The organism is Streptomyces milbemycinicus, assembly GCF_002154605.1.
GTDB classification, from domain to species: Bacteria; Actinomycetota; Actinomycetes; order Streptomycetales; family Streptomycetaceae; genus Streptomyces; species Streptomyces milbemycinicus.
The window spans coordinates 1-413 of sequence record NZ_MUNE01000877.1; the positions used below are offsets into that span (position 1 = coordinate 1).

General features: G+C 69.7%; 1 protein-coding gene. It reads right to left on the bottom strand.

Features of this window, described 5'->3' with window-relative positions; translation table 11 throughout:
• A partial coding sequence (gene crcB / locus CCN51_RS48105; protein ID WP_086861042.1) for a fluoride efflux transporter CrcB occupies nt 1–341 on the bottom strand: 341 nt, incomplete at its 3' end.
• Nucleotides 342–413 lie beyond the last annotated feature (72 nt).

A 413-nucleotide genomic window follows, 5' to 3' on the forward strand; every position in this document is an offset into this window, starting at 1 on the left:
GCGAAGGCGGCGCCGAGGCCGGCCGCCACACTCATCACCACGTTCGCTACCGCGAAGAGCCGGGCGCCGTTCTCGGTCAGCCGCAGCGTCTCGTACGAGAACGTCGAGTACGTCGTCAGCGCCCCGCAAAGACCGGTGCCCAGCAGCAGCTGGAGCCGCGAGGAGGCGGCCCCTGCGGTGACGGCGCCGGTCAGCAGACCCAGCACCAGACAGCCCACGACATTGACGGTGAAGGTGCCCCAGGGAAACACCGAATCGTGTCTGGCCTGCACGGCCCGGTCGGTCAGATAGCGCAGCGGCGCGCCCACCATGGCGCCGACCACCACCAGCAGCCAGTTCACCGGGCCTCCTCGCCCCTACCCGAGTCCTTGTCGTCGCGGTTCGGGAAGCGAATCACCTCGACGGGGTCGAGG